Origin of the sequence: Hoeflea sp. BAL378, from assembly GCF_000759435.1 — a bacterium.
Taxonomy (GTDB): domain Bacteria; phylum Pseudomonadota; class Alphaproteobacteria; order Rhizobiales; family Rhizobiaceae; genus Hoeflea.
This window is the reverse complement of the sequence record NZ_JRJG01000008.1, coordinates 18,945-38,001: the sequence shown is the minus strand read 5'-3', so window position 1 is coordinate 38,001 and position 19,057 is coordinate 18,945. Positions and strand designations below refer to the sequence as shown.

The 19,057-nt window shown below is 65.4% G+C and carries 15 protein-coding genes; 3 read left to right on the top strand and 12 right to left on the bottom strand.

Annotation, left to right across the window (positions count from 1 at the left end):
- Positions 1–101: 101 nt before the first annotated feature.
- Genes LL06_RS02655 through LL06_RS02635 form a run of 5 tightly spaced genes read right to left on the bottom strand, consistent with a single transcriptional unit; the run spans position 102 to position 5,442 of the window.
- Entirely contained in the window at positions 102–1,286 is a 1,185-nt protein-coding gene (locus LL06_RS02655) for an amino acid ABC transporter substrate-binding protein (protein WP_035521832.1), read from the bottom strand.
- Positions 1,287–1,344: 58 nt separating this feature from the next.
- Positions 1,345–3,675: a xanthine dehydrogenase family protein molybdopterin-binding subunit gene (locus LL06_RS02650; protein WP_035521830.1), complete on the bottom strand. Its 2,331-nt coding sequence runs from the start codon at positions 3,673–3,675 to the stop codon at positions 1,345–1,347.
- Positions 3,672–4,151: a (2Fe-2S)-binding protein gene (locus LL06_RS02645; protein ID WP_081963598.1), complete on the bottom strand. Its 480-nt coding sequence runs from the start codon at positions 4,149–4,151 to the stop codon at positions 3,672–3,674. The genes LL06_RS02650 and LL06_RS02645 overlap by 4 nt, the downstream gene beginning before the upstream one ends.
- On the bottom strand, positions 4,148–4,993 hold the full coding sequence (locus LL06_RS02640) for a xanthine dehydrogenase family protein subunit M (protein WP_035521828.1): 846 nt from the start codon (positions 4,991–4,993) through the stop codon (positions 4,148–4,150). The genes LL06_RS02645 and LL06_RS02640 overlap by 4 nt, the downstream gene beginning before the upstream one ends.
- Entirely contained in the window at positions 4,990–5,442 is a 453-nt protein-coding gene (locus tag LL06_RS02635; protein WP_035521825.1) for a carbon monoxide dehydrogenase subunit G, read from the bottom strand. Before LL06_RS02635 ends, LL06_RS02640 begins: the two co-directional genes overlap by 4 nt.
- A gap of 84 nt (positions 5,443–5,526) precedes the next feature.
- Here LL06_RS02635 and LL06_RS26245 point away from each other — a divergent pair, with 84 nt between their 5' ends.
- Together LL06_RS26245 and cueR are read left to right on the top strand one after the other, a co-directional pair.
- Positions 5,527–6,234 carry a TetR/AcrR family transcriptional regulator gene (locus tag LL06_RS26245; RefSeq protein ID WP_081963597.1) on the top strand — a complete coding sequence of 236 codons (708 nt, stop codon included), beginning with the start codon at positions 5,527–5,529 and terminating at the stop codon, positions 6,232–6,234.
- 208 nt (positions 6,235–6,442) lie between these two features.
- On the top strand, positions 6,443–6,898 hold the full coding sequence (cueR, locus tag LL06_RS02625; RefSeq protein ID WP_035521823.1) for a Cu(I)-responsive transcriptional regulator: 456 nt from the start codon (positions 6,443–6,445) through the stop codon (positions 6,896–6,898).
- A 31-nt stretch (positions 6,899–6,929) separates the two neighbouring features.
- On the opposite strand, the gene LL06_RS02620 is transcribed toward cueR, so the two are convergent.
- Together LL06_RS02620 and LL06_RS02615 are read right to left on the bottom strand one after the other, a co-directional pair.
- Positions 6,930–7,190, bottom strand: a complete 261-nt coding sequence (locus LL06_RS02620) for a glutaredoxin family protein (RefSeq protein WP_035521822.1) — start codon at positions 7,188–7,190, stop codon at positions 6,930–6,932.
- Positions 7,191–7,258: 68 nt separating this feature from the next.
- Positions 7,259–9,724 (bottom strand): heavy metal translocating P-type ATPase, encoded by a 2,466-nt coding sequence (locus LL06_RS02615; protein ID WP_035521820.1) that lies wholly within the window; start codon positions 9,722–9,724, stop codon positions 7,259–7,261.
- 245 nt (positions 9,725–9,969) lie between these two features.
- On the opposite strand from LL06_RS02615, the gene LL06_RS02610 reads away from it, so the two are divergent.
- Positions 9,970–10,170, top strand: coding sequence for a heavy-metal-associated domain-containing protein (locus LL06_RS02610; RefSeq protein WP_035521818.1), 201 nt, complete (start codon positions 9,970–9,972; stop codon positions 10,168–10,170).
- Between the two features lie 202 nt (positions 10,171–10,372).
- Here LL06_RS02610 and cysG read toward each other — a convergent pair whose 3' ends face one another.
- Genes cysG through LL06_RS02585 form a run of 5 tightly spaced genes read right to left on the bottom strand, consistent with a single transcriptional unit; the run spans position 10,373 to position 19,051 of the window.
- On the bottom strand, positions 10,373–11,860 hold the full coding sequence (gene cysG, locus LL06_RS02605; protein WP_035521816.1) for a siroheme synthase CysG: 1,488 nt from the start codon (positions 11,858–11,860) through the stop codon (positions 10,373–10,375).
- The gene (locus LL06_RS02600) at positions 11,832–14,507 is read right to left on the bottom strand and encodes a nitrate reductase (protein ID WP_035521814.1); all 2,676 of its coding nucleotides are present in this window, start codon (positions 14,505–14,507) and stop codon (positions 11,832–11,834) included. The genes cysG and LL06_RS02600 overlap by 29 nt, the downstream gene beginning before the upstream one ends.
- Positions 14,504–14,827 carry a nitrite reductase small subunit NirD gene (nirD, locus tag LL06_RS02595; protein WP_035521922.1) on the bottom strand — a complete coding sequence of 108 codons (324 nt, stop codon included), beginning with the start codon at positions 14,825–14,827 and terminating at the stop codon, positions 14,504–14,506. Before nirD ends, LL06_RS02600 begins: the two co-directional genes overlap by 4 nt.
- A 5-nt stretch (positions 14,828–14,832) precedes the next feature.
- Positions 14,833–17,286, bottom strand: coding sequence for a nitrite reductase large subunit NirB (gene nirB, locus LL06_RS02590; RefSeq protein ID WP_035521812.1), 2,454 nt, complete (start codon positions 17,284–17,286; stop codon positions 14,833–14,835).
- A 4-nt stretch (positions 17,287–17,290) separates the two neighbouring features.
- Positions 17,291–19,051 (bottom strand): nitrate ABC transporter ATP-binding protein, encoded by a 1,761-nt coding sequence (locus LL06_RS02585; RefSeq protein WP_035521809.1) that lies wholly within the window; start codon positions 19,049–19,051, stop codon positions 17,291–17,293.
- Between the last annotated feature and the right edge of the window lie 6 nt (positions 19,052–19,057).

Here is a 19,057-nt window from a genome sequence, read left to right as displayed (position 1 = left end):
TTATCCGTAGCTCAGACGGGGGCAAGGCACGGGGCAACGCCCGGCACGGGTCGGATTGGAACGAGAGGCGGCCCCGCCCGCAGGCGGACGGGGCCTTCTGATTACCAGCCCTGCTTGGGGGCGTAGTCAGCGGTCTTGACGGACTCGGGCCAGACAAGTTCGATCTTGCCGTCCTGGATCTGGACGAAGCCCGTGGGCGTCACCACGTTCTGCACGCCTTCGAAACGGACCTCGCCGTTGATCGTGTCGAAACTGCCGGTCGCGATCGCCTCGCGCAGCGCCTCGGGATCGAGCCCTGCCTTGGCCACGGCCTGCTGCAGGATCTCCATGGACATGTAGGAGAGGGCGGAATCGAGCGCGTCGGGTTCTTCGCCGAACGCGCTGACATAGGCGTCGAAGAACGGCCGCCCCTTGGGCCATTTGTCGGCCTGGGCCGACCAGTGCGCGGAGGAAACGATGCCGTTGACCGCCGTCCCGTTGGCCTTGCGATAGGCATCGATGGTCGGACCGATCAGCGACAGGACGAAAGGCGCTTTGAGTCCGAGTTCCTTGGCCTGCCCTGCGAACAGGAAGGCATCGGCGGGGTAGGTCATCGCCACGACCGCGTCCGGAGCGGCATCGCGAACCTGGACGAGCATCGAGGTCATGTCCTTGATGTCCGGCGGATAGCTCTCGTCGACCTTCACCTCGATCCCGGCTTCTTCAAGCGCCGGGATCAGGAAGCTGCGGAACTCCTGGGAATAGGGCAGCTCATTGGCAAGAAGCGCCGCGCTCGTGACGCCGTTGGCCTTCATCATCTTGGCGAGTTCCGCGCCCATGGCATCGGGAATCGCCGAGGTGGGAAACCAGATGTAACCGGGCGCCACGGTGCGCAACTGCACGGAGGCGGCGGTATTGCCCACCATCGGCATCTTGAACCGCTGCAGCACCGGCGCAAGCGCCAGATGCATCGGCGTTCCCCATGGGGCGGCGAGCAGATCGACCTTGTCCTGGGTGATCAGCTTTTCATAGATGCGCACGGTATTGGCGGGGTTGGACTGGTCGTCGTAGCTCACGAATTCGACGGGGCGCCGTTCGCCGCCGGGCAGCAGCAGGCCGCCCTCGGCGTTCACTTGTGTCTGCCACAGCTTGTAGGAGTTCTCTTGCGAAGGCGCGGCGGCGGCATAGATGCCGGTGCGCGCAATCGAATAGCCGATGGTCACCGGGTCCTGCGCGACCGCAGCCCCCGCCATCAGGCCCATGACCGCGCCGAGCGCAGCAAAAGCCAGCCTTGTTGGTCCTTTCATGCTCTTCTCTCCTCTTTTGGCCCTGTTCCGTAGGCCGTGTTGATCTTTTTATTGTTGGTTATGCAGACCGCTCCGACGACGTGCCGGAGTCGAGCATGCCCGCGAGCACGCGCTCACCGGTGAGCGGCAGATGCGAATGGCGCGCACCGGTGGCTTTGGCGACGGCATTGGCGATTGCACCGGCCGCGGCGTTGAGGCCGATCTCGCCGGCACCCTTCGCGCCGAATGGACCGCTCGGATCGGGATCCTCGATGATGAAGGTGTGGATCGCGTCGGGCACATCGCGCGAGGTCGGCACCTTGTAGTCCATCAGCGACGGGTTCGCGAGCCGCGCCCCATCCCAGACCATTTCCTCGTAAAGCGCATAGCCGAGCCCCTGCACAAAGCCGCCGTGCAACTGCACCTCGACCAGCCGCGGATTGATGGCACGCCCGACGTCGGCGGCCGACCATACTTCCTGCACGGTCACCTGCCCGCTGGTGTCGTCCACATCGACGTCGACGCCAAGGGCCGCGAAGCTGAACACACCGATGCGGGGGAAAGGCAGGCCCAGCGCAATGGCGCGCTTGGGGTCATGGGTCGGTTCATCGTAGACCAGCGTCTGGCTACCCACCAGCGGTCCACCGACGGCCCAGTGGGCGCGTCCGGAAATCTGGGCGAAGGTCACATCCGTGTTGGCGCCGCGTCGGCCGATCCGTCCGCCCTCGCGCAGTTCCAGATCGTCGATCGGGCATTCCAGCATTTCGGCGGCGTGGCTCATGGCCTGATCGACCACCTGTTTGGCGGCGGCCCGCACCGCGCGGCCCGTCGTATAGGTGACACGCGACGCCGTGGTGCCCCAGTTGTAGGGGGAGCCGTCCGTGTCGGGACTTGCGACCGCCACCTGATCGAAGGGCATCTTGAGCTCTTCGGCGCAGATCTGCGCCAGCACCGTATCCGAGCCCTGGCCGATGTCCGTTGCCCCGGTATTGAGCGAAATCGTTCCGTCCTCGAGCATGCGCACGATCGCACCCGTGCCCAACAGACCCGAAATATGGGCCGTGACGGCGAGGCCGAAATTGCGCGGGCTGCCGTCGGCGCGCGGCCCCTTGGCGGCCTTTTCGACTGCGTCCAGGCAGAGCGCCAGTCCGTTGGAGCCGATCCGCGGCCCGACGAACCACTGGTCCCCCTCCCGCAGCATGTTCTTGCGCCGGATCGCGAAGGGGTCGAGGCCGAGCCTGTCGCCGATCTCGTCGATCTGCTGCTCTCCGGCGAAAAGCACCTGCGGATTGCCGAAACCGCGGAACGCGCCGAAGCGCAGCTTGTTGGTGTAGACAAGCCTGCCCGAGGCTTTCAGGTTCGGGATCCGGTACGGCCCGCCGCACATCAGCAGGCTGTATCCCATCACCCCCGGGCTGTCGTCGGCGAAGGCGCCGCAATCCACCAGGACCTCGCATTCGCGCGCCACCAGGGTGCCGTCGGCCTTCGCCCCTGTCTTCATCCGCACCCGGAACGGGTGGCGCGCGCGGACCATCTCGAAGTCTTCCTCGCGCGTCATGATCAGTTTCACCGGTCGCTTCGCCTTCAAGGCGAGCGCGACGGTGATCGGCTGGATATGCGCCTCCATCTTGTTGCCGAAGCCCGCGCCGACGCGGGGCGTCAGGCAGCGCAGCTTCGACATCGGCAGGCTCAGGCTCTCGCAGACATTGGCCTGGACACGAAACACCGACTGGTTGGCCGACCAGAGCGTGACGCGGCCATTTGCATCGACATCCGCCAGCGCCCCGCAGGGCTCCATCGAGACATGCGCCTGCGCCTGGGTGGTGTATTCCCCCTCGACGATCACGTCGCAATCTGCCCAGGCGGACTCCACATCGCCTTCGCTCAATTCGGTGCGGCTGCAGAGATTTCCCGCCGAGCCCGCGTCGAAGACCTTGATGTAGTCGGCGAGACGCTCGTGCAGGACCGGCGCGCCATCGGCCAGGCCTTCTTCGGGCGAGAGCACGGCCGGCAGTTCCTCGTAGTCCACCTTGATCAGGCGACAGGCGTGGCGGGCCTCCTGTTCGGTTCGCGCTGCCACCGCCGCCACGGGTTCGCCGACATAAAGCACCTTGCCGCGGGCAATTGCGTGTTCATCCTTGATGAAGGCGCCCATGCGGCCGTCGCCGACGTCATCGCCCGTGACGATCGCCACGACGCCTGGAGCATTGAGCGCCTCGGTCAGGTCGTAGCCGCGGATGCGGGCGTGCGCATGCGGGCTGGCGAGGATGGCTCCATGCAACATGCCGGGGCGGTAGAGATCGGCGATGTATTCGGCGCGGCCCTGGACTTTCTCGAGATTGTCCGGTTTGGCGATGGACTTGCCGACGCTGCCGCCGACGAAGACGGGATCAGGCTGGACAAGGCTCATTGGGCCAACTCCTCGGCCGCGCTGCAGACAGCGTCGACGATCGTGCGATAGCCGGTGCAGCGGCAGATGTTGCCCGACAGTGCGGTCTTCACCGCCGCGCGGCTGGGAGCAGGATCCTCTTCGAGCAATTCACGGGCGGAGATCAGGATACCGGAGGTGCAGAAGCCGCATTGCACGCCGCCGCTCTCGACCATGTGGCGTTGCAGCGTGGCCATCACCCGGTCCCCGCCCATGCCCTCCATGGTCTGGACGGCGTGGCCTTCGCACCGCGCAGTCAGCGTCAGGCAGGCGCGAACCGGCTTGCCGTCGATCAGCACCGTGCAGGCACCGCACACACCCTGGTTGCAGCCGCGCTTGGCACTGAGGATCCGCAGGTCCTCGCGCATGGTCTCCAGAAGCGTGGCGCCGGCCGGGGTCGCCACTTCGACCTCTTCCCCGTTCAGGTTCAGGCTGTGCAGGATCTTCTTCGACATCATGCCACCTCCGTCTGCAGTGCGATCTCGGAAAGGACCGACGTGATGAGCCGCGGGATCAGGCGCAGCCGGTACTCCGCGCTGCCGCGCACGTCATCGAGGGGATCGGCAAGGGCTGCCAGGCAGGCAGCAAAGTCCAGGACCGCCTCGGGGTCGTCCAGCCTGCCCCGAAGCACGGCTTCTGCATCGCGATCCCGGAGCGGGCCCGGGCCGCAGGCGCCGATCGCCGCGCGCAATCCCTTGCCGTCAGGGTCGAGCGCCATGGCGCAGGACGCGGTGGCATAATCGCCCGTCACCCGCGCGATCTTGCGATAGGCCGAAGGCGCGGCGACCGGTGCGGGCAGAGTGATGGCGGTGATAATCTCGCCCTGTTCGAGCGCCGTCTCGTACCAGCCCTGCACATAGTCGTGGATCGAAATCTTCCGCCTGCCTTCGGGTCCGGCGACTTCCAGGACCGCGTCGCAACAGGCGAGCGCCGGCAGGTAGTCTGCGGCAGGATCGGCATTGGCGACCGAGCCCCCCATGGTGCCCATGTTGCGCACCACGCGGTTGGCGATCATGCCGGCCGCCCGCCGCAGGACCAGCAGGCTGCCGGTGAGGTCATTGCAGGCGGCCGTGTCGCAGTGGCGCGTCATCGCCCCGATACGGATGCCGCCGGTCGTGTCGCGCTCAATGCCGCGCAGTTCTGCGATGCAGTCCAGGTTGATCAGATGCGTCGGCTCCACCAGCCCCGCATTGCGCATGGCGACCAGCGTCGCGCCGCCGGCCAGCGGCATCGCCTCCGCATGCTCGGCCAGCATCGCGACGGCGTCTTCGACGCTGCCGGGTGAGAGAACAACACTCATTGAGCCACCCCCAGCCTGTCCCGGAAATTGACGACGAACTGCTCGGCCAACTGGTCGGCCTTCTTGCGGAAAATGCCGAGCCCGAACTTGCCCAGGCGGCCGGTCACCGAGACATCGGCGATGTAGTCGACCCGCGTACCGCCCGTCCCGGTCTCCGCCAGACGCACCACGTTGTCGGAGTTCACGACGCTCGAGCGGGTTCCCTCCTCGCCCGAGGTCCGGGACACGATGGTGTGCGGAGGGTCTTCTTCGAGCACCTCGACCGACAGGTTGAAATGCGCCTTGATGGGACCGACTTTCACCGAGACCTTGACCCGGTAGGAGGTGTCATCCACCTGTTCGACCGAGTCGCATCCCGGGATACAGCCGCCCATCACTTGCGGGTCGCGGATCTTGTCCCAGACCTCCGCGCGGGGGTGGTCGACCTCGAAGTTTCCCTCGATCTTCATGCTGCGCCGCCTCCGTCATGACGGAGCGGACTCGTGCGCAATGAATGCGGCTTTCGTGGTCGGGGCAAGGGGCGTCTCCCGGTCATGGTCGCACTGGTTTGGCATTTAAGCGAATGCCATTCTTTAATAGAAGGCGCGCACCTTGATTTTGTCAATAGCGAATGTCATTCACTCAAGGACATCCATCAATGGGAGTTCGAAATGGCGCGCCAGAAAAGCGAGCAGGTCCGACAGGCACTTCTGGAAGCCGCGCAAAAGCTCTTCGTGGAGAAGGGCTACATCGCCACGACGATAGGCAGCATCGCCCGGGCCGCCGGCACCTCCCAATCCAACGTCTATGTCTATTTCACGTCGAAATTCGAAATCGCCTTTGCCGTCTTCGACCCATGGCTGCGCTCCAAGGTGCTTGACCTGGAAGCGCGGGTGGAGGCGCAGGACACGCCTGAGGCAAGACTGCGCGCGCTGATCGACGGCCTCATCCATGGAATAGCCGCCGACCGCTCCGGCCAGACCCTGACACTGGTTCAGGCTCTCGCCACGGCAAAGGCCGGAGACGAATACAGTCCCGATCTGCTGCTCTGGACGATGTCGCGCATTCACCAGATGATCGGAACCGCCCTGCCCGGTTCCGATCCGACCGAACGCGAGGCGCTGACCCATTCGCTGATGCTCGCCTTCGATGGCATCGCACTCCGCCAGAATCTCCGGCGCAGCGAAATCGAGGACAGCCTATCGGTCGACGCCCTGTACATGATGGTCCAAGCCATCATTCGACGGGACGCAGGTGAATGACCTGGCGCAAAAAAGCCGGCGAAGGCGACAATTTCCTCCAGGTTCGCTGACTTGGGTTCAAGCCAAACCGTAGTCGCAAAATATACCGCAAACGCCTTTTCGAGTTCCCTCAGAACGATTACGCAGAAAGCCTGTTGACCCTCCAATGGCTGGAAGGTTCAGAATGTCTCCGATCACGTCCAATCCGGAACTAAAAAGGAGCTGCGTCATGAACATCGGTGAAGCCTCGAAGGCAACCGGCATATCGGTGAAGATGCTGCGCTACTATGATGACATCGGCCTCGTGCGCCCCGCATCGCGGGCCTATTCGGGCTATCGCGTCTATTCCGAGAAGGACATCTCGATGCTGCGCTTCGTGCGCCGCGCCCGTGACCTGGGTTTTCAGGTCAAGCAGATCTCTTCCCTTCTGGATCTCTGGGAGGATGGAAGCCGCGCCAGCGCAGATGTCAAATCGCTGGCCTTGAACCATGTCCGCGAACTGGAGCGACGCCGCCGCGAACTCGACGAGATGATCGGCACGCTGCAACATCTGGCGCATCACTGTCATGGCGACAATCGGCCCGACTGCCCGATCCTGAGCGGTTTGAGCGCCGAGGAAGAAGAGGCGCCGCCGAAGCCACGGCGGACCAAGACTTCACGCGCGAGTTTCGCGGTCGCCGGTTGACGGCGGCCGGCAAAACGCGCGGGATCGAAGGTCAGAGCGGCCATTGTCCCAATTCCCTGAGATGGGCTTCGATCCGCGGCTTCTGGTCCGCGAAGGCGCCGTAGCTGAACCAGGCGCCGATTTCGGTGATCGGGGCGACGCGGACACCGAAGCGCCGCTTGGCATCCTCCATCACCGCCTGTTGGGTGAGGTCACGCTCGTCGTAATCGATTCCGACCCGCGCCAGCCAGGACTTCAGCGAACGGCAATCGGAGCAGGTCGGGGTGGAATACACAACAACAGTGTCGCTCATGGCATGTCTCCTTGGATGAAACTCGGAAGAGAGGGCGCTTCCCCGGACAGGCCGGGGAAGGGGTGCGGTCAGGCCATGGATGGCTTGAACCCGCGAAGGCGCAGCGCATTGCCGAGGACGAAGACCGACGACAAGGCCATGGCGCCGGCGGCGAAGACCGGCGACAGCAGGATCCCGGCAACCGGCCACAGCACGCCCGCGGCGACCGGAATCAGCGCCGCATTGTAGGCGAATGCCCAGAAGAGGTTCTGGCGGATGTTGCGCATCGTCGCCCGGCTGAGCGCGATGGCGGTCGGCACGCCCTTGAGGCTTCCGGACATCAGCACCACGTCGGCGGCCTCGATGGCCACATCCGTTCCGGTGCCGATGGCGAGACCCACATCCGCCTCGGCCAGCGCCGGGGCGTCGTTGATGCCGTCGCCGACAAAGGCCACTGCCCCCAGCGCCTTCAGGCGCTTGATGGCCGCCACCTTGCCGTCGGGCAGGACCTCGGCCACGATCTCGTCGATCCCGAGGCTCCGCCCGATGGCCTCCGCCGTGCGCCGGTTGTCGCCGGTGATCATCGCGACCTTCAGGCCCAGCGCATGGAGCGCGCGGATCGCATCCGGCGTCGTCTCCTTGATCGGGTCGGCAACTGCGATGATCGCGGCGAGGTGCCCGCCGATGGCGGCGTAGAGCGGCGACTTGCCTTCGTCGGCGAGGCGCGCGGCCGTCTGCGCGAACCGGCTCACGTCATGCCCGAGCCTGGCCATGAACCGGTCGGCGCCGATTTCGATGCGGATGTCGTCCACCTCGGCGGTCACGCCAAAGCCGGTCACGCTGTCGAAGCCCGTCAGCGTCGGCAGGGACAGGCCCTCCGCCTCCGCCGCTTCGACGATCGCCCGGGCGATGGGATGCTCGGACTTCGCCTCCACGGCGGCAACCCGCGACAAGACCCCGGCCCGGTCGAACCCATCCGCCAGGACGAGATCGGTCAGCGTCGGCTTGCCTTCGGTTAGCGTTCCTGTCTTGTCGAGAGCGACGACCTTCGCATCCTGCAGCCCCTGCAGGGCGTCGCCCTTGCGGAACAGAACGCCCAGTTCGGCGCCGCGGCCCGTGCCCACCATGATCGAGGTCGGCGTGGCGAGACCCATGGCACAGGGGCAGGCGATGATGAGGACTGCGACGGCATTGACCAGGCCAAAGGTCAGCGCCGGGTCGGGACCGAAGACAAACCACACCCCGAACGTCAGCGCGGCCAGCGCCATCACGGCCGGCACGAACCACATGGTGATCTTGTCGACGAGCCCCTGGATCGGCAGCTTGGAGCCCTGCGCCGCTTCGACCATGCGGATGATCTGGGCCAGCATCGTGTCGCCGCCGACAGCGGTTGCGCGGAAGGCGAACGCGCCGGTCTGGTTGACCGTGCCGCCGGTGACGGAGGCGCCCGAAGCCTTGGCGACCGGGATCGGTTCGCCGGTGATCATCGATTCGTCGATCCAGCTTTCGCCCTCTATCACCTCGCCGTCCACGGGAACACGCTCGCCTGGACGCATTTCGATGATGTCTCCCGGCGCGACGTCGACCACCTCGATCTCGACCACGGCGCCGTCGCGCCGCACACGGGCGGTCTTGGCCTGCAGTCCGACGAGCCGCTTGATCGCCTCGGAGGTGCGCCCCTTGGCCCGCGCCTCGAGCATCCGTCCCAGAAGGATCAGCGTCACGATCACCGCGGCGGCCTCGTAGTACACGTTCACCGTGCCTGCAGGCAGCAAGCCCGGAGCGAAGGTCGCGACAAGGGAATAGACGTAGGCGGCGAGCGTGCCGACAGCAACGAGACTGTTCATGTCGGGCGCGGCACGCAGCAGCGCCGGAATGCCCTTCCGGTAGAAGCGCAGGCCGGGGAAGCCGAGCACCAGCGTGGTCAGCACGAACTGGATCAGCCAGATCGTGCCCATGCCGATGGTCGACGCGATCAGGTGGTGCATGCCCGGGATGACATGGCTGCCCATTTCGAGCACGAAGACCGGCGCGGTGAGCGCCGCCGAAAGCGCAAGGTCCCGCGACAGGATGCGACGCTCCCCGTCCTTTTGCGCCTCCGCTTCGGCATTTGCAGCCGCGCCCCGATCCACGGGGCGTGCGTCATAGCCCGCTTCCGCGACCGCGGCGATCAGTGCGGCTGCATCGGCGCTGCCCTTGATGGTGGCCCGTTCGCTCGCCAGATTGACGGTGGCCCCGGTCACGCCCGGCACGGCGCGCAATGCCCGTTCGACACGGCCGACGCAGGAGGCGCAGGTCATGCCGTCGATGGCGAGCTCGATGGTCGATGTCGCGATCGCATAGCCGGCGCTCTCGACGGCACGGATCAGGTCAGCCCGGACGACCGGACCGGCGACGCGAACCTCGGCGCTTTCGGTTGCGAGGTTGACGCTGGCATCGAGAACGCCGGGAACGGCCTTCAAGGCACGTTCGACACGACCGACGCAGGAGGCGCAGGTCATGCCTTCAATGGCAAGGGAGACGGTCTCCCGGGAGAAATTGGCTGGCGCATTCATGGTGAAACCCCTTCGGTTTCGTTTGGATGCGCCAAGTCATGGGATCTCCCATGATGGGAGGGTCAAGCGATAATTTTCACCCTTCTGCCATCGTCTGCCGCGGCCTCGCGCGCGCGTTCCGAATACCCGGGACGACCGGAAAATCGGGGAGAGGCCTGTGTTCGAAAAATCTGCTTGTCCCCACTTGACCCTCCCATGCTGGGAACGCCCACCTCTTGTCTCGCCAGGAAACAAAGGAGGCAAAGATGCAATTCCACATCGACACCATGACCTGCTTCGGCTGCGCCCGAAGCGTGACCAAGGCCATCCAGTCGGTCGATCCGGCCGCCGTGGTCAAGGCCGACCCCGAGAACCGCAAGATCGAAGTCGAGACATCGGCGGGCCGCGCCGACATCGAGAGCGTTCTTGCGGATGCAGGTTATCCCGCTTCGCGGGAAGCCGCGTAACGCGACAGGCAATGCAATCCCTGCATTCAGCGCAAAAGGGGAAGAGCCGTCCTCTCCAGGGTGGCCTTTCTCCTGCGCGGATCTCCTCGGGCCATGTGCTCTTGCTGAACGACGGTGTCCGTCGTCGAGCGGCAGGAAGCCGCTCTGTCCGAAGTTGGCGACGTTCATCCCACGAGAGCGAGACTGCGGGGATTGCGGTCGTTCACGGCGTCAGCGACGCAAGACGGGAGGGGACGCCGATTTGCCCTTCGTTCAGGCCTGCGAACACCGGGCCCACGCCGATAAGCACAGGTTCGTCGTAGCCGACGATTGCCATGCCCCTGGCAAGATCCCGGAGCGTCCCCGTCCAGCAGACAAAGCCCTTTCGGGCGACGGATCTTGAAATCACAACCGGCATTGATGGATCCATGCCCTTTTCGGTGAGCCGTGTCGCGATCGCCCCGGCCGTGCGTCCGCCCATGTAGAAGACGGTTGTGGTTCTGGCGTCGGCGATTCCGGCCCAGTCGAGATCCGCCGGCAGCTCGCCATTGCGACTGTGGCCAGTGACGAAGCGGACCGACTGGGCATGATCGCGGTGGGTCAGTGACACCCCCAGTTGCGCGGCCATCGCCAGCGCCGCGGTGATGCCCGGAACCACCGAGACGGCAATGCCTTCATCCTGAAGCCGGGCGATTTCCTCCCCTGCGCGGCCGAAGATCATCGGATCTCCGCCTTTCAGCCGCACCACATGCTTGCCGGCTTTGGCGAGCTTGATCATGGTGGCGTTGATGTCGTCCTGCCTGCAACTCTCCCGCCCTCCGCGTTTTCCCACAAGCATGCGTTTTGCCTCGCGGCGCGCCAGTTCCAGCACGTCCGCCGAGACAAGGTCGTCAAACAGGATGACATCGGCTGCCTGCAGCGCCCGGACGGCTTTGAGCGTCAGCAGTTCGGGGTCCCCCGGACCGGCGCCCACAAGCGTGACCCTGCCCGTCCGGTGCGAAGTCGACCGGCCGAGCGCATCGGCGCCGGCAAGCAACTGCCGTGCGGTGCCTCCGGTCGGCTCCGCGCCGAACGCCCGGTCGACAAACCCTTCCCAGAACGCGCGGCGCGCGCCGCCTGGCGCCAGCCGCTCATTGACCGCTCCGCGGATGGTGTGGGCCAGTTGCGCCCATTTCGCCAACGACGGCGGGATGAGCGTTTCGATGCGGCGGCGGATGGCCTGACCGAGGATCGGCGCCGCGCCATCGGTCGAGATCGCGATGACCGCCGGCGAGCGGTTGACGATGGAGCCGAACTGGAAGTCGCACCAGGCCGGTTTGTCGATGACGTTGACGGCGACCCCGGCGGCGCGCGCCGCGCAGGAAAACGCCTGGGCTTCGCCTTCGGTCGCGGCGTCGCAGATCGCGATCTGCATTCCCTTGAAGCTATCGCCCGACCAGGGTCGCTGGTGCCAGACGAATGCGCCGGAGACGGACGGCCGGGCGATGAGAGAGAGGAAGGCCGGATCGAGTTGCTCGGCAAAGACATGGACCTCGGCCCCGGCTGCCGCCAGCAGTTCAGCCTTCCACGCCGCCGCGTCCGACCCACCTGCGACGAGCGCCGTCCTGCCGTACAGCTTGTAGAACACCGGCAGGGTCGCCAGTGCGGCCAGGCGTTGGTCCGAAGCCCCGGGGCGCGGATTGCTATTCCGCTGCAAGGATCTGATGTTCATCGAGAATGACCTTGATCTCCGCTTTGCAGGAGCCGCAATTGGTGCCGGCGGCGGTGGTGCCGGCAATGGCGTCGAGGCTGGCGCAGCCGCCGCGGATGGCGCCGACAATGTCATTGATGCCGACATTCATGCAGGCGCAGACGATGGCGCCCTTGTCCGGCATATCATTGGCCGGGCGCCCGGCGATCACCCGCCAGCGTGACGACAGGTTGGCGAACTCCTGGTCGAGCTGGTCAACGGCCCAGCTACGCGACACAGCCACCGGCCGCTCCGACAGATAGACCGCACCTGCCAGGTGAACCCCGTCAAAGGCGGCGTGCCGGGTCAGTCCGCCCCTGGGGTCGGTGAACGACAACAGCGGCGTCGCCGGATCGAGGCCCAGCAGGGCGTAGATGAACTCCTGGATCGCCGTGGGGGCTTGGGCCATCGCGAACTCGGCGCGCCAACCGCCCTGCGCGCGCGCGACGGCCCAGTAATCCGCATGATGCATGACCGGCTTGACGCGACTGACAACGAAGCCATGGAGGCTCGCCTCGAACCTCGTGGCCCCCGCGGACGTGACCTTCAACGCCGGCTGCCCGGAGACCGGATCGACCTCGGGCGCCACCAGCCGGTCGACACGGGCGCCCGACGCCCATTGATCGGTCCAGTGCATCGGCACGAAGAGGCTGCCTTGCCGCTGCCGATCGGTGATCAGCGACCGGACGATGATCTCGCCGCGCACGCTCGTCACCCGCATCAGATCTTCAGCTTCTATTCCGAGCGCCTGGGCGTCACGTGGATGAATTTCAACGAACGGCTCGGTGACATGAACCGACAGGCGGGCGCTTTTGCCGGTGCGTGTCATCGTGTGCCAATGGTCGCGAACCCGGCCGGTGTTGAGCGTGAAGCGAAAATCGGCGGACGCACTTCCCTGGCGCGCCGGCTCGACCGCTACAAACCGCGCCAGCCGGTCCTTGGTGAAAAAGCCGCCCTTGGCGAAAAAACGCGTCCCGGTTGCCGGATCCGGCTGATCCGCCGGTCTCGGCCACTGGAAGGGGGCGAGCGCCTCATAGGCATCGTCGTCCATGCCGGCGCAGGCGCCGATATCGAGGTCGCGCGCGCCATCATTCTCGAACGCGGTCTGGGCGGCGTATTCGCGCAGGATGGACGCGGCATTGGCAAAATCGAACGCCTTGCCATGGCCCATGCGCTTGCCCACTTGAGCCATCTGCCACCAGTCGGCCTTCGCCTCGCCTGGTGCTGGCAGGAAGGCGCGCTGGCGCGAGATGCGGCGTTCGGAATTGGTCACCGTGCCGTCCTTCTCGCCCCATCCCAGCGACGGCAGTCTGACATGCGCATGCCGGATCGTGTCGGTCTCGGCCATCAGGTCGGAGACGACCACGAAGGGGCAGGCTTTGAGCGCCGCCTCGACCGCACTTGCGTCCGGCATCGAATCGACCGGGTTGGTGGCCATGATCCAGAGCGCCTTGATCCGCCCGTCGCCCACCGCCTCGAACAGGTCGACCGCCTTGAGACCGGGCTTCGTGGCGATGACCGGCGATTTCCAGAAGCGCTGGACCCGGTCGCGGTGCGCGGGGTTTTCGATGTCCATGTGGGCCGCCAACGTGGTGGCGAGGCCGCCGACTTCGCGGCCGCCCATGGCGTTGGGCTGGCCGGTCACGGAAAACGGCCCCATGCCGGGCCTGCCGATGCGGCCGGTTGCCAGGTGGCAATTGATGATGGCGTTGACCTTGTCCGTGCCGGACAAGGACTGGTTCACGCCCTGGCTGTAGACCGTGACCACTTTTTCGCTTGCCGCCCACAGCGCCAAGAACGCCTCGAGCTCGGCCACAGGCAACCCGGTCTGCGAGACCAGGCCGGCCAGATCCTGCGCGCGCGCGATGGCCAGGGCATCCTCTAGGCCGGTGGTGAACGCGCCGACATAGGCCGCGTCGACAAAGCCGTTGTCCGCAAGGTGGGCCAGCAGCCCGAGAAACAGGCCGACATCGCCGTCGGGCGCAATCGCCAGATGCAGATCGGCGATATCGGCGGTCATGGTGCGGCGCGGATCGATCAACACAACCCGCATCTCCGGACGCGCGGCCTTGGCGGCCGCGATGCGCTGGTAGAGAACCGGGTGGCACCAGGCGAGATTGGACCCGGTCAGCACCACGAGATCGGCAAGCTCCAGATCCTCATAGGTGCCCGGCACCGTGTCGGAGCCGAAGGCGCGGCGGTGACCGGCGACCGATGACGCCATGCACAGCCGCGAATTGGTGTCGATATTGGCCGAGCCGATAAAACCTTTCATCAGCTTGTTGGCGACGTAATAATCCTCGGTCAGGAGCTGGCCCGAGACATAGAAGGCGACGCTGTCGGGTCCGTGTTCGGCGATTGCCTGCGCAAATTTCGAGGCGACGAGGTCCAGCGCCTCATCCCAGGTGGCGCGGTCGCCCGCGATTTCCGGAGTGAGCAGGCGCCCGTCGAGATCGATGGTCTCGCCGAGCGCCGAACCCTTGGAGCACAGGCGGCCAAGGTTTGCGGGGTGGTCCGGGTCGCCCTTGATGGTGACGGCGCCGCCCTCCTCCAGGGTCGCCAGAACGCCACAGCCCACCCCGCAATAGGGGCATGTCGTCTTGACAGTCGGGGCCGGACTGTCGCTCATGCCAGGCCGCCAATGCCGAGGACGATCTCGTCGCCTTCGAGCCGGACCGGGATCGACAGCGTCTGTCCCTCGTCGGCTCCCTGAGCCGCGCCGGTTTCGAGGCTGATCACCCAATTGTGCAAGGGACAGGTGACGCAGCCGTCATGGACGATGCCCTGGCTCAGGGGACCGTTCCTGTGCGGGCATTTGTCCTCCAGGGCGAACACCCGGTCGTCGGCTGTGCGGAAGATGGCGATGCTCATGTCGCCATTCTTGACGCAGCGCGCGCCGCGCCGCGGAATATCGCCGATCCTGCCGACCTTGACCCATGTCTGCGTCATCGCGTTCATTCCGCCGCCTCCAGTGTGAGTGTCGCCATCGGGTTGAACTCGTGCTTGTCCTTGCCCGAGACACGCTCGGACCAGGGATCGACCTGGGCGAATTTCTGGCTGAAGACGAAGCGGTCGTAATAGGCCTTGCGCCTGTCGGGCTCGTCCATGATCTGGCGGCGGATCTCATCCAGGCCGATGCGCTTGGCCCATTTGTAGATGCGCTCGAGATAGCGGCCCTGCTCGCGGTACATCTGTGCCAGCGCCACGACATGTTCCATCACCTCGTCCTCGGTCTTCACGTGGCCGAGGACCTCCGTGCCCTTAATGTCGAGACCGGCGGCGCCGGCGAAATGGATGTCATAGCCCGAATCGACGCAGATGACGCCGATGTCCTTGCAGGTGGCTTCCGAGCAATTGCGCGGGCAGCCGGAGACCGCCATTTTCAGCTTCGCCGGGGTCCACGAGCCCCACATGAACTTCTCAAGCTTGATTCCGAGGCCGGTGGAATCCTGGGTGCCGAAGCGGCACCAGTCGGTGCCGACGCAGGTTTTGACGGTGCGCAGGCCCTTGGCATAGGCCTGGCCCGAGACGAAGCCGGCCTTGCCGAGATCGGCCCAGACCGCGGGCAGGTCCTCCTTGCGGATGCCGAGCATGTCGATGCGCTGGCCGCCGGTGCATTTGACCGCCGGAATGTTGAACTTGTCGACGACATCGGCGATGGCGCGCAGCTCTTTTGACGAGGTCATGCCGCCCCACATCCGCGGCACCACAGAATAGGTGCCGTCCTTCTGGATGTTGGCGTGGACGCGCTCGTTGATGAAGCGCGACTGGTAGTCGTCGGCATATTCGTCCGGCCAGTCGCAGACCAGATAATAGTTGAGCGCCGGACGGCATTTGGCGCAGCCGCAGGAGGTGGTCCATTCGAGCTCCTGCATCACCGCCGGAATGGTCTTCAACTCTTTCGCCTTGATCAGGCGGCGCACATCGTCATGACCAAGCCCGGTGCATCCGCACATCGGCGTCACAGCGGCCGGATTGTAGGCGTCGCCCAGGGTCAGCGACAGCAATTGCTCGACCAGGCCGGTGCAGGTGCCGCAGGAGGCCGACGCTTTCGTGTGGGCCCGGACATCGTCGAGCCCCTTGAGGCCCCTGGAGGTGATGGCGCCGGTGATCTTTCCCTTGCACACGCCGTTGCAGCCGCAGATTTCCGCATTATCCGGCAAGGCTGCAACGGCCGCCATAGGGTCCAGTTGGGACCCTCCCTGATAGGCCTGGCCAAAGATCAGGGTCTCGCGCATCTCCGAGATGTCGGTCTGTTTTTTCAGATGATCGAAGAACCAGGCGCCATCGGCGGTCTCGCCATAGAGCACCACGCCGAGGATGCGGTTGTCCTTGAGCACCAGCCGCTTGTAGACGCCGGCCGCGGCATCGCGCAGCACGATCTCCTCTCGGTCCTCAGCCTCCGTGAAATCGCCGACCGAATAGAGATTGATGCCGGTGACCTTGAGCTTGGTCGCCGTCGAGGTCTCGACGAAACGCCGGGAATTATCGCCGGTGAGATGGGAGGCTGCCACCTCCGCCATCTGGTAGAGCGGGGCGACCAGGCCGTAGACATTGCCGTTGACCTCGACGCATTCGCCGAGCGCGTAGATATCGGGGTCGCTGGTCTGCATGCTGTCGTTGACGACGATGCCGCGATTGACGGAAAGCCCGGCCTCCTTGGCCAGGGCGGCGCTCGGCCTGATGCCGACGGCCATGACCACCAGCGTCGCCGGGATCACAGTACCGTCCTCCAGCTCGATGCCCTCGACCCGTGTCTCGCCGAGGATCTTCTTGGTGCTGGCCCTGGTGATGACCCTGATGCCGCGGCTTTCAAGTTCGCGCTCGAGCAGGTAGCCGGCGGCGGGATCGAGCTGACGCTCCATCAGCGTCGGCATCAGGTGGATGACGGTGACATCCATGCCCCGTTCCTTGAGGCCCGCCGCGGCTTCGAGGCCCAGCAGACCGCCGCCGATGACGACGGCCTTGCCGCGCGATTGCGCCGCAAGCAGCATCGCATCGACATCGTCGAGATCGCGGTAGGTCAGCACGCCGGGCAGATTGTGGCCGGGAACGGGAATGATGAACGGCGCCGAGCCGGTGGCGATGACCAGCTTGTCATAGCTCGCCACTTCGCCGTGCTCTGACCTGACGGTCTTTGCCTGCCGGTCGATCTCCACCACCTTGTGGCCCTTGTAGAGCATCACGCCGTGTTCGATGTACCAGCCATCGCCATGGATGATGATGTCTTCAAAGCTCTTCTCGCCCGACAGCACCGGCGACAGCATGATGCGGTCATAATTGACGCGCGGTTCGGCGTTGAAAATGGTCACGTCGAAGGCGTCCGGCGCCGCTTCGAACAGGTGCTCGAGCATCCGTCCCGGCGCCATGCCATTGCCGATGACGACAAGCTTCTGTTTCTCGGTCATGGGATTACTCCGCTGCGGTCAGACGGGCAGCCGCGCTTTTCTGGCGGGCGACGCGTGCGGACCGTTTTTCTGAGATGGATTTCAACTGGAGCTGGGACGGGTTCGCCCCGCCTTCATAGGCCGCGAGGAATTCGAGCAGCTCTTCCCGATAGGCGTAGTAATCGGGGTGATTGAGCAGCGCCTTGCGCGAACGCGGACGCTCCAGATCCACCGCCATGATGTTGCCGATGCGGGCGTTCGGCCCGTTCGACATCATCACCACCCGGTCGGCCAGCAGGATGGCTTCGTCGACATCGTGGGTGACGCAGATGGCGGTGACCTGCGTGCGCTTCCAGACATCCATCAGCACGTCCTGCAATTCCCAGCGGGTCAGGCTGTCGAGCATGCCGAAGGGTTCGTCGAGCAGCAGCAGCTTCGGCGACAGCGCGAAGGCCCGCGCAATGCCGACGCGCTGCTTCATGCCGTTGGAAAGGTCGAGCGCCGGGCGGTGCATGGAGTCGAGCAGGCCGACGCGCTGCAGATAGTATTCCACCACGTCGTTGCGCTCGGCCTTCGACGCATGGGGATAGACCCGGTCGACGCCGAGCGCCACATTCTCGTAGGCCGTCAGCCATGGCATCAGCGACGGCGCCTGGAACACCACGGCGCGGTCGGGCCCGGCCTGGGTGATGTGACGCCCGTCGAGAATGATCGCCCCTTCGGTGATCGGATTGAGGCCGGCGACCATCGACAGCACCGTCGACTTGCCGCAGCCGGAATGGCCGATCAGCGTGGTGAACTCGCCCTTCTTCATCTTCATCTCGAAGCCGTCGACGACCGTCAGCGGTCCCTTGGGCGTCGGATAGACCTTCTTGAGCTGGCTGAACTCCAGGAAACTGTCGGCCCTCACTGCGGTCGACGCCTCGACATAGGCCTTGGGGAGCCTCTCCCTGCCGAGCGACATCGGCACGATGTTGGGCAGCACGATGGTGCGTTCGGCTTCGGAGCCGCGCTCGGCGCCCACCTCCATCAGATAGCTGGTGATCTCGCCGCGAAGCCGGATGAAATCCTCGTCCGAGTTCATCCCGGCGCGGTCGCGCGGCCGGGCGATGTCGACCCGGAAATCCGGTCCCAGCGTGGCGTTCGGGCCTGGCTTGAGCGGGATGATCCGGTCGGCCAGGAGAATGGCCTCGTCGACATCATTGGTGATCAGAATGATGGTCTTCTTTTCCTTCTGGCAGATGTCGGCCAGCTCGTCCTGCAATTTGGCCCGGGTGAGCGCGTCGAGCGCCGACAGCGGCTCGTCGAGCAGCAGCACCTCGGGCTGCATGGCCAGCGCCCGGGCGACGGCCACCCGCTGCCGCATGCCGCCCGACAGTTCGGCCGGCTTGCGGTCGCGGGCATGGCCGAGCCCAACCATGTCGATGTATCTGTCGACGATTTGCCCCCGCTCGGCGCGGGACTTTTTCCTGAACACGCTGTCGACCGCCAGGCCGACATTGCCCGCAACCGTCATCCACGGCATCAGCGAGTAGGACTGGAACACCACGCCGCGCTCCGGTCCCGGGCTGTCGACCTCGTGGCCCCGGAAGATCACCCCGCCCAGATCCGGCTTGATCAGCCCGGCCAAGAGCGAGATCAGCGTGGTCTTGCCAGATCCGGAGAAGCCGACGATGGCGATGAATTCGCCCTCGGCCACCTTGAGGTTGATGTTGCTGAGCACTTCGGTGCGGCCGGCGCCCTCGCCAAAGGATTTCGACAGGCCTGATATTTCGAGAATAGTCATCCCATC

Bases quoted from the DNA above. Each gene is read 5' to 3' on its own strand.
- LL06_RS02655 (WP_035521832.1), bottom strand. From the start codon at position 1,286: ATGAAAGGACCAACAAGGCTGGCTTTTGCTGCGCTCGGCGCGGTCATG.
- LL06_RS02650 (WP_035521830.1), bottom strand. From the start codon at position 3,675: ATGAGCCTTGTCCAGCCTGATCCCGTCTTCGTCGGCGGCAGCGTCGGC.
- LL06_RS02645 (WP_081963598.1), bottom strand. From the start codon at position 4,151: ATGATGTCGAAGAAGATCCTGCACAGCCTGAACCTGAACGGGGAAGAG.
- LL06_RS02640 (WP_035521828.1), bottom strand. From the start codon at position 4,993: ATGAGTGTTGTTCTCTCACCCGGCAGCGTCGAAGACGCCGTCGCGATG.
- LL06_RS02635 (WP_035521825.1), bottom strand. From the start codon at position 5,442: ATGAAGATCGAGGGAAACTTCGAGGTCGACCACCCCCGCGCGGAGGTC.
- LL06_RS26245 (WP_081963597.1), top strand. From the start codon at position 5,527: ATGGTCGCACTGGTTTGGCATTTAAGCGAATGCCATTCTTTAATAGAA.
- cueR (WP_035521823.1), top strand. From the start codon at position 6,443: ATGAACATCGGTGAAGCCTCGAAGGCAACCGGCATATCGGTGAAGATG.
- LL06_RS02620 (WP_035521822.1), bottom strand. From the start codon at position 7,190: ATGAGCGACACTGTTGTTGTGTATTCCACCCCGACCTGCTCCGATTGC.
- LL06_RS02615 (WP_035521820.1), bottom strand. From the start codon at position 9,724: ATGAATGCGCCAGCCAATTTCTCCCGGGAGACCGTCTCCCTTGCCATT.
- LL06_RS02610 (WP_035521818.1), top strand. From the start codon at position 9,970: ATGCAATTCCACATCGACACCATGACCTGCTTCGGCTGCGCCCGAAGC.
- cysG (WP_035521816.1), bottom strand. From the start codon at position 11,860: ATGAACATCAGATCCTTGCAGCGGAATAGCAATCCGCGCCCCGGGGCT.
- LL06_RS02600 (WP_035521814.1), bottom strand. From the start codon at position 14,507: ATGAGCGACAGTCCGGCCCCGACTGTCAAGACGACATGCCCCTATTGC.
- nirD (WP_035521922.1), bottom strand. From the start codon at position 14,827: ATGACGCAGACATGGGTCAAGGTCGGCAGGATCGGCGATATTCCGCGG.
- nirB (WP_035521812.1), bottom strand. From the start codon at position 17,286: ATGACCGAGAAACAGAAGCTTGTCGTCATCGGCAATGGCATGGCGCCG.
- LL06_RS02585 (WP_035521809.1), bottom strand. From the start codon at position 19,051: ATGACTATTCTCGAAATATCAGGCCTGTCGAAATCCTTTGGCGAGGGC.